This is a genomic window from Ramlibacter sp., assembly GCF_029866045.1.
Classification (GTDB): domain Bacteria; phylum Pseudomonadota; class Gammaproteobacteria; order Burkholderiales; family Burkholderiaceae_C; genus Ramlibacter.
The window spans coordinates 1-7,893 of sequence record NZ_JARXAB010000179.1 but is presented as its reverse complement, the minus strand read 5'-3'; the positions used below and the strand labels follow the sequence as shown (position 1 = coordinate 7,893).

The 7,893-nt window shown below is 67.5% G+C and carries 5 protein-coding genes and 2 pseudogenes; 4 read left to right on the top strand and 3 right to left on the bottom strand.

What is annotated here, in order from left to right:
* From QE494_RS17925 to QE494_RS17915, 3 genes are all read left to right on the top strand, one after another.
* Positions 1 to 937 (top strand): glutathione S-transferase family protein (locus QE494_RS17925; protein ID WP_300045744.1); only part of this gene is annotated, 937 nt, incomplete at its 5' end.
* Between the two features lie 131 nt (positions 938 to 1,068).
* Entirely contained in the window at positions 1,069 to 2,163 is a 1,095-nt protein-coding gene (locus QE494_RS17920; RefSeq protein WP_300045741.1) for a TRAP transporter substrate-binding protein, read from the top strand.
* A gap of 79 nt (positions 2,164 to 2,242) precedes the next feature.
* Entirely contained in the window at positions 2,243 to 3,217 is a 975-nt protein-coding gene (locus tag QE494_RS17915; protein WP_300045738.1) for a tripartite tricarboxylate transporter substrate binding protein, read from the top strand.
* Between the two features lie 34 nt (positions 3,218 to 3,251).
* Here the strand turns inward: QE494_RS17915 and QE494_RS17910 are convergent, their stop codons facing one another.
* The 3 genes and pseudogenes from QE494_RS17910 to QE494_RS17900 all read right to left on the bottom strand — a co-directional run.
* Positions 3,252 to 4,229: a tripartite tricarboxylate transporter substrate binding protein gene (locus QE494_RS17910; RefSeq protein ID WP_300045734.1), complete on the bottom strand. Its 978-nt coding sequence runs from the start codon at positions 4,227 to 4,229 to the stop codon at positions 3,252 to 3,254.
* Between the two features lie 75 nt (positions 4,230 to 4,304).
* Positions 4,305 to 5,756, bottom strand: coding sequence for an aldehyde dehydrogenase (locus QE494_RS17905; protein ID WP_300045747.1), 1,452 nt, complete (start codon positions 5,754 to 5,756; stop codon positions 4,305 to 4,307).
* 114 nt (positions 5,757 to 5,870) lie between these two features.
* A pseudogene (locus QE494_RS17900) lies at positions 5,871 to 7,592 on the bottom strand (thiamine pyrophosphate-binding protein); the annotation flags it as partial.
* Positions 7,593 to 7,684: 92 nt separating this feature from the next.
* On the opposite strand from QE494_RS17900, the pseudogene QE494_RS17895 reads away from it, so the two are divergent.
* Positions 7,685 to 7,893: pseudogene (locus QE494_RS17895) on the top strand (hypothetical protein); the annotation flags it as partial.

The window sequence follows — 7,893 nt, the reverse complement described above, 5'->3', positions numbered from 1 at the left end:
CGAGTGGATCCAGGACACGCACCTCATCATCGAGCGCATTGAGGCCCAGATCCCCGAGCGCCCGGTGGTGCCGGACACGCCCTGGCAGCGCTGGCTGGCCTACCTGCTGGAGGCCTGGGCCGACGAATGGTGGATGCCGATCGCCATGCACACACGCTGGAGCTACCCGGAGAACTTCGCCCTGTTCCAGCACGATGCCGGCCGGGCGCTGCTGCCGGGCTTTCCGCGCTTCGTCCAGTACAAGGCGGTGGACTACATCGCTGGCTACCTGCGCAGGATGCTGCCGGCGGTGGGTATCCGCCCCGAGCAAAACGCGGTGCTGGAGGCCTGGGCGCACGCAATGATGGCCCAGCTCGATACGCACTTCGCCGCCCACTCCTACCTGTTAGGCGGGCGCCCCACATTGGCCGACTTCGGTCTGGTGGGCACCATGTACGGCCACCTGGGTCGCGACCCCTGGCCCCAGCGCGAGATGGTGGCCCGCTACCCGCACCTGCGCGCCTGGATCGATCGCATGGCCAACCCGCCGGATCGGCGTATGGGGGCGCTCTTTCCGGACGACGAGATCCCGCCGACCTTGTTGCCCATCGTGCAGCAGGTGGTGCAGGAGTGCGTGCCCTGGTTCGACGGCATCGCCGCCGAAATCAATCAGGTGCTCGCCGAGCGGCCAGGACGCTTCCCGCCGGGCAAGCCACTGCCGCGCAAGCTGGGCGACCAGATCCTGCCCACAGCCCAGGGCACCTTCAAGCGCGCCGCCCTGCCCTTCACCCTCTGGCTGGCGCAACGGCCGCGCGACGTCTTCACTGGCCTTGACGCGGTGGGACAGCAGCGGGTCTATGCGCAGTTGGCGGCGCTCGACGGGTTAGGCCTGCTGGCGCATGACTGGCCGCGGCTGGCCCGCCATGGCCTGGGCGCGACGCTCGCGGAACAGGCCTGAGCGGGGCAGACCTGCCGGAAACCCTGCCCCGAAAACACTGTTCGTTTAGGTCACAATCCGGCCTGCAAGCTGAGGCAGGCCCGCCCGAAGGCGGATTTGCCGTCCATGAAACGCAAACCCAGGAGACCCTCATGAGTCGTCGTGACTTTCTCGCCCATGGCGGCGCCGCTGCTGTCGCAGCTGGTGCCACCGCCCTGTCGGCACCCGCCCTCGCCCAGACCGCCCCGGACACCATCCGCTGGCGCATGGCGTCAAGCTTCCCCAAGACGGTGGAAGTGCTCTTCGGCACTGCCGAGTTCATTGCCCGGCGGGTCGGCCAGCTGACCGGCGGCAAGTTCCAGATCAGCGTGCACAGCGCCGGCGAAATCGTCCCGCCGCTGCAGGTGCTCGACGCGGTCGAAAAGGGCACCATCGAGTGCGGCCACACCGCCCCCTACTACTTCATCGGCAAAGACCCGGCCTGGGCCATCGGCACTTGCGTGCCCTTCGGCCTCAACAGCCGCCAGTACAACGCCTGGTGGGTGCATGGCGGCGGCGAGAAGATGTTCAACGACTTCACCCGTGAATCCGGCGTGGTCAGCCTCCTGGCCGGCAACACCGGCTCGCAAATGGGTCGTTTCTTCAAGAAAGAGCTCAAGACCCCGGCCGACCTCAAGGGCCTGAAGTTCCGCACCGGCGGCATGGGCGGCCAGGTGCTGACCAAGCTGGGTGTGGTGGCCCAGCAGCTGGCAGCCGGCGACATCTACCCCGCGCTGGAAAAAGGCACCATCGACGCCGCCGAATTCACCGTGCCGGCCGACGATGAAAGGCTGGGCCTGGCCAAGGTCGCCAAGTTCTACTACTACCCCGGCTGGAACGAAGGCGGCGCTGCTCTGTCGCTGCAGGTCAACGCCAAGCAGTTTGACGCCCTGCCAGACGCCTACAAGGCCGCCCTGCAGTCCGCCACCGCCGAAGCCAACACCTGGATGCAGTCGCGCTACGACGCCCTCAACCCCGCCGCTCTCAAGCGCCTGGTTCAGGCTGGTGCGGTGCTCAAGCCCTTCCCGCAGTCCATCCTCGACGCCTGCTACAAGGCCAACAAGGAACTCATGGAAGAAGCCTCTGCCAAGAGCCCGGCCTTCAAAAAGATGTTCGAAAACCAGATGGCCTTCCAGCGTGACCAGGTGGCCTGGTTCCGCGTGGCCGAAGGCGGCTTCGACAACTTCATGAGCCGCCAGAAGCTCTGAGCGAGCATCACGACTGAAGCATCCGACAAAGGCCTCCCCCGGGAGGCCTTTGTCGTCCATCGATCCTGGAGGAGACCACATGAGGACACGGCGCAACTTCCTGGCCACGGGCACCGGCCTGGCATCCCTGGTGACACTGCCTGCAATCGCACAAGCGGGCTTTCCGCAGCGTCCGGTCAAGTTCATCATTCCCAATGCCCCCGGCAGTTCGGTAGACACCATCGGCCGACTACTCATGGCGGAGATGGCCAAAGCCTGGTCTCAGCCCGCAGTGGCCGACAACCGGGCGGGTGCCTCGGGTGCGCTGGGCATGGAAGCCGGGCGCGCCTCGCCGGCCGACGGGCACACGCTGATGGTCGGATCAACCAGCGCCGTCTCCACTGCGCCGCTCCTGCAGCGGGCCGTCCGCTATGACCCCTTGAGCGACTTCGACCTGGTCAGCCTCGTCGCGCTACTGCCGAACGTGCTGGTCTGCAACCCGGCGCTCCCGGTGCGCAACACGCGGGAGTTCATCGACCACCTGCGCAGCCGGGGAGGCAAATCCAACATGGCGTCCGCTGGCATCGGTTCGGCCAGCCATCTGGCCGGTGTCGCTTTCCAGAACGCCGCGGAATTCAAGTCCCTGCATGTGCCCTACAAAGGGGGCAGTCAGGGGGTGATGTCCGTAGTCTCGGGCGAGACCGATTGGGTGCTCACGCCAGCGCCTGCGGCCATGTCGCTGGTCGCCGGTGGCCGGCTGCGTCTGCTGGGGCACAGCATGGCTGCCGACACAAAGCCTTTGGGAGATGCGCCCTCCCTGGCCAGCACCGTGCCGGGATTCGAGTTCTCGGGCTGGATCGGCCTCATGGCGCCCAAGGGCCTGCCCGGTGCGGTCACGTCCGAGCTAGTCGCCGCGGTCGGACGCTCGCTTCGGGCACCCGATTTGCTCAAGGCCTTCGACACCAACGGTGCCGTCCCGCGGGCTTCGAGCCCGCAGGAATTCCGGGCCTACCTGGCTCGCGACATCGCGCAGAACAAGAGGGCCGTCGAGACCGCTGGCGTGCAGCCGGAATGAACCACCCTGGGCCGCGGCCCGGGTGGCCTGGCTTTCAGGCGTCCTCAGGCTGGAAGCCGGTCGCCTTGACGACCTGGGCCCAGTAGCCATGGTCTTGGCGCACCTGAGCGGCAAACTGGGCCGCCGTCGCGCGCAGGGGCTCCAGCCCAACCTTGGTGAGGGCCTCAGCCATGGCCGGCGTCGCCAGGGCCTCATTCACCGCGGCGTTCAGGGCCGCGACGCGTGCCGGCGGCATCTGCGCTGGGCCGAACCATCCCAACCACTCCACATAGGCCAGCTCCTTGAAGCCCTGTTCGGTCATTGTGGACACGTCGGGCAGCGCCTTGGAGCGGGTCGGTGCAGAAACCGCCAGCGCCCGAAGTTTGCCCGCGCGGATTTGCGGCAACACCTCGGAAATCACGTTGATGCTCACCGGTATCTGGCCGCCCATGAGGTCGTTCAGTAACGGCGCACCGCCCTTGTAGGGTATGGGGTTGAGCGGCGCACCCGACTGCTTGGCCAGCAGCATTGAGGCCAGGTGCATGCCCGAGCCCGATGAAGGATTACCAATGTTGGCGGCATTCGGGTTGGCCTTGGCCCAGCGCAGGAGGTCAGCCACATTGCGCACATCAGCGGGCAACCCTGGACCAGCTGTCAGGACCGTCGTGAAGGCGCACAGGCCAGCGATCGGGGTGAAGTCGGCCAGCGTGTCATAGGGCAGCTTCTTGAACACGTGGGGTTGCAACACCATCACCGAAGCCGGCGTCTGAAAGATCTGGTTGCCGTCTGGCGTTGAGCGCTTGACGAATTCGGCTGCGATGCGCCCGCCCGCGCCGGGCTTGGTGTCATAAACCAGGTTCTGCGGTAGCTTGCCGCGCATCTGCTCGAGCAACGGCCGGGTGACCTGGTCGCCAAGGCCGCCAGCCGGGAATCCCGACCAGATGAAGGTGGTATTGGCTGGCTGGGCCAGGGCGGGCAGCGCGGCGCCGCCGCCAATCGCCAGGCCGGCGCGCAAAATGTCTCGTCTTTGCATGGCTTGTCTCCTAGTGTGTGAGGGCTGGTCGGGGAGTTTCGTCTCGGAACAGGAAAGTGCGGTGCCTCTCGGGCCTCAGAAGGGGTACTGGCGGGGCATGGTCTGCACCGTCATCCAGCGCAGCTCGGTAAAAGCCTCGATGCCGGCCTTGCCGCCAAATCGGCCGTAGCCCGAGGCCTTGACGCCGCCAAAGGGCATCTGCGCCTCGTCGTGAACGGTGGGGCCATTGACATGGCAGATGCCCGAGTCGATCCGCTGGGCCACCTGCATCGCCCGAGCCGTGTCGCGACCGAACACGGCGGCCGACAGGCCGTAGGGGTTGTCGTTGGCACAGGCAATCGCGGCTTCCACGCCCTTGACCCGCACCACCGGCTTGACCGGGCCAAAGCTCTCGTCGTGGTAAACGCGCATCTCCGAAGTCACATGGTCCAGGATGGTCGCAGGCATGAGCGTGGTCTCGCTCTTGCCACCGCACACCAGCGTGGCGCCCTTGGCCAGGGCGTCGTCGATCAGCGCGTTGCAGCGCTCGACGGTGCTCATGTCGACCACCGAGCCCAGCACCACCGGTCCCTTGCGCGGATCGCCAAGGGGTAGGCCGACAGCTCGGGCGGCGAACTTGGCGACGAAGGTATCGGCCACCCGGGCGTCGACGACCAAGCGCTCTGTGGACATGCAGATCTGGCCCGAGTTGGCGAAGGCGCCGAAGATCGCGCCGTCCACCGCAGCGTCCAGATCGGCGTCATCGAGCACCACCAGGGGGGCCTTGCCGCCCAGCTCCAGGACCGCCTGCTTGAGGTACTTGGCGCAGGTTTGCGCGATCAGCCGACCCACGTGGGTCGAACCTGTGAAGTTAACCCTGCGCACTGCCGGGTGCGCCACCATCGCCTCCACCACCGCGGCGGCATCCTGCGGCGAATTGGTGACGAAATTGACAACCCCGGGCGGGAGGCCCGCCTCCTGAAGCGCCTCGATGATCAGGCCATGGGTGGCCGGGCACAGCTCCGATCCCTTGAGCACTACCGTGTTGCCGCAGGCCAGCGGCGTGGCGATGGCGCGCACACCCAGAATGACCGGCGCGTTCCAGGGTGCAATGCCCAGCACCACCCCGGCGGGCACGCGCAGACCCATGGCCAGGCTACCCGGCACATCTGAGGGAATCACTTCGCCACCGATCTGGGTGGTAAGGGAAGCGGCCTCTTGCAGCATGCCGGCGGCCAGATGGGCGTTGAAGCCCGCCCATGGCGCGGCGGCGCCCGTCTCGGCTGCCATCGCCTGGATGAACTGCGGCGTCTTGGCTTCCAAAGCGGTGGCGGCTTTGAGCAGCAGCGCGCGGCGCTCGCCCGGGCCCATGGCGGCCCAGGCCGGGAAGGCCTTGGCGGCAGCATCCACCGCGGCGGCGGCGTCTTGCACCGAGCCGGCCGGGGCGCGGGTGGCGACGCTACCGTCCAGGGGGTTACGGCGCTCGAAGGTCTGGCCGGAAGCGGCCGCAACCTTGTCGCCGCCAATGAGCATGCGGATATCGTTCATTCGGTTCTCCAGGGAAGGCCCCACACGCGTGAGCGACTGGAAGCCGTATTTATTCATGCTGACGAACTGGCCCACCGCGGGGTGCGGCAGAAATTTGGTGCGGCAGTCGATCACCGCCGGCAGGCCGCTGGCAACTGCCCGCTCGAGCGCGCCGGCAAAGTCGCCGGCGCGGGTCACCACTTCGCCGTGGCAACCGAAGCCGCGGGCGATGGCGGCGTAGTCGGTGTCCTCCAGCGCCGTGGCCATCTCGAAGTCCAGGCCCAGGCGCTGGCCCATGCGGATCACGCCCCAGGCTGCGTTGTTGTGGACTACGGTCACCACCGGCAGCCGGTAGCGACGCGCGGTGTCGAGCTCGTTGAGGGTGAAGCCGAAGGCGCCGTCGCCTGTGAGGTTGACCACCACCCGACCCGGGAACTGTGATTGCAGCGCAATGGCCGCCGGAAGGCCATAGCCCAGGTGGCTCATGCCGGGCTCGTGAAAGCGCGTACGCACCTCATGCACTGGTGTGAAGTCGTTGCTCCAGAAGGTGGTGTGCCCGCCGTCATAGACCGCTAGCGCGTTGGCCGGCAGCGCGTCAGCCACCGCCTTTGCCAGCGCCGCCGGGTGCATGGTCTCTTCGGTGTCGCCGGCCATGATGGCCAGCTTGCGCTCGTAGCGTGCGCGCACAGCACGCACCTGTCCCAGCCACCCGGAATCTGTGGCGGGCGAATATCCCTCGAGAGCGGCGAGCAGGTCGCGCAGCGCTTCGCCGGCGTCGGCTTGCATCGCGACCTCATGCAGGGCCGGGCCGCCCAGGGCCGAGGGATCGATGTTGATGTTGACCAGCTTGTGGTGGCGACGCGCCAGCGCGCCGTGCTCGTCCCACATCCAGGACGACCAGCGACAGCCCACGCTCACAATGACGTCGGCCTGCTCGAAGGCCTCCTTGACCGCGTCTCCGGCGATGAGGCCACCATGGCCAATGAAGTACGGGCTGCTCGAAGGCACCACGCCCAGCGCCATCTGGGTGGGCACGACCGGCGCCCCAAGCCGGGCGGCCAGCGCCCTCAACAGGCCCTGCGCCCCGGAGGCAACGACGCCGCCACCGCCCACCAGCAGCGGTCGGCGCGCCTGCGACAGTAAGTCCACCGCCTCGGCAACCGCCGCAGCCGAGGGCCGGGGTGGCAGGGTAGCGCGGTAGCGCGCGGGCGCAAGGTCGAACTCGTCGCCGGCAAAGGCATGCACCTCGCCCAACACGTCTTGCGGAATGTCCAGGTGAACCGGCCCGGGCCGGCCACCCAGCGACTCGCGAAAGGCGCGCCTGGCCAGCTCGGGCAGGCGCCGACCGTCGTGTACTACCGCGTTCCATTTGGTCAGCGGCGTCGTGACGGCGCGCGTGTCCAGGTCCATGAAGACCCCGACATGCGGATAAGCCGAGGCCCGGTGCTGGTTGGTGGTGATGGCCAGCAGTGGCAGGTTGTTGTTGAAGGCCACGCCCAGGCCCGAGGCCATGTTCAATCCGCCAGGCCCGAGCTCCCCCACAGCCACCGCGATCTTGCCGGTGCCAGCGTGCAAGGCGGCGGCCATCATCGCGCCAGCGGCCTCGTGGCGCACACCGATGAAACGGATGCGCGGCTCGCGTGAGAGCGCGTGAAACAAGGGCGAGAGCTTGCCGCCGACGATGCCGAAGACGGTGTCGACCTTCTCGGCCAGGAGGATGCGCACCAGGGCTTGAGCGCCGGTGAGGCGCACCGGCGCCGGCGCGCGCGGTTCGTTGGGTATGGGCGGTGAGGCGGCCGAGGCGGGCCCGGACGCCAAGGCGTCGGCAGGCGATATTGGCGCAGGGTTGCGGCTCATGGACCCGGACTGTGCGCGCCGCCGGTCCGCCTGGCGATGGACGAAACACGCTTGTCCTTGCACATTTCCGGCATCACGCGAAAATCGGGCGCATGAAGCCCCCTGCCCTTTTGTTGGTCGGATTCGCCGAAGTCCGCCACGATCAGCCGGACGACTGCCTCCACTATGAATCCGTCGCGGTTCGCGGCAACGAGATGGACTGGACGATTCCGGCCCACCACCACGAGGGTTTGCACCAATTTCAGTTCCTCCAGAAAGGCCGCGTGCGCGGCACGATCGCCGGCCGCGACTTCAAGGCCAC

What these genes read in the sequence shown, in the direction of transcription:
- QE494_RS17920 (WP_300045741.1), top strand. Translation starts at nt 1,069, where the DNA reads ATGAGTCGTCGTGACTTTCTCGCCCATGGCGGCGCCGCTGCTGTCGCA.
- QE494_RS17915 (WP_300045738.1), top strand. Translation starts at nt 2,243, where the DNA reads ATGAGGACACGGCGCAACTTCCTGGCCACGGGCACCGGCCTGGCATCC.
- QE494_RS17910 (WP_300045734.1), bottom strand. Translation starts at nt 4,229, where the DNA reads ATGCAAAGACGAGACATTTTGCGCGCCGGCCTGGCGATTGGCGGCGGC.
- QE494_RS17905 (WP_300045747.1), bottom strand. Translation starts at nt 5,756, where the DNA reads ATGAACGATATCCGCATGCTCATTGGCGGCGACAAGGTTGCGGCCGCT.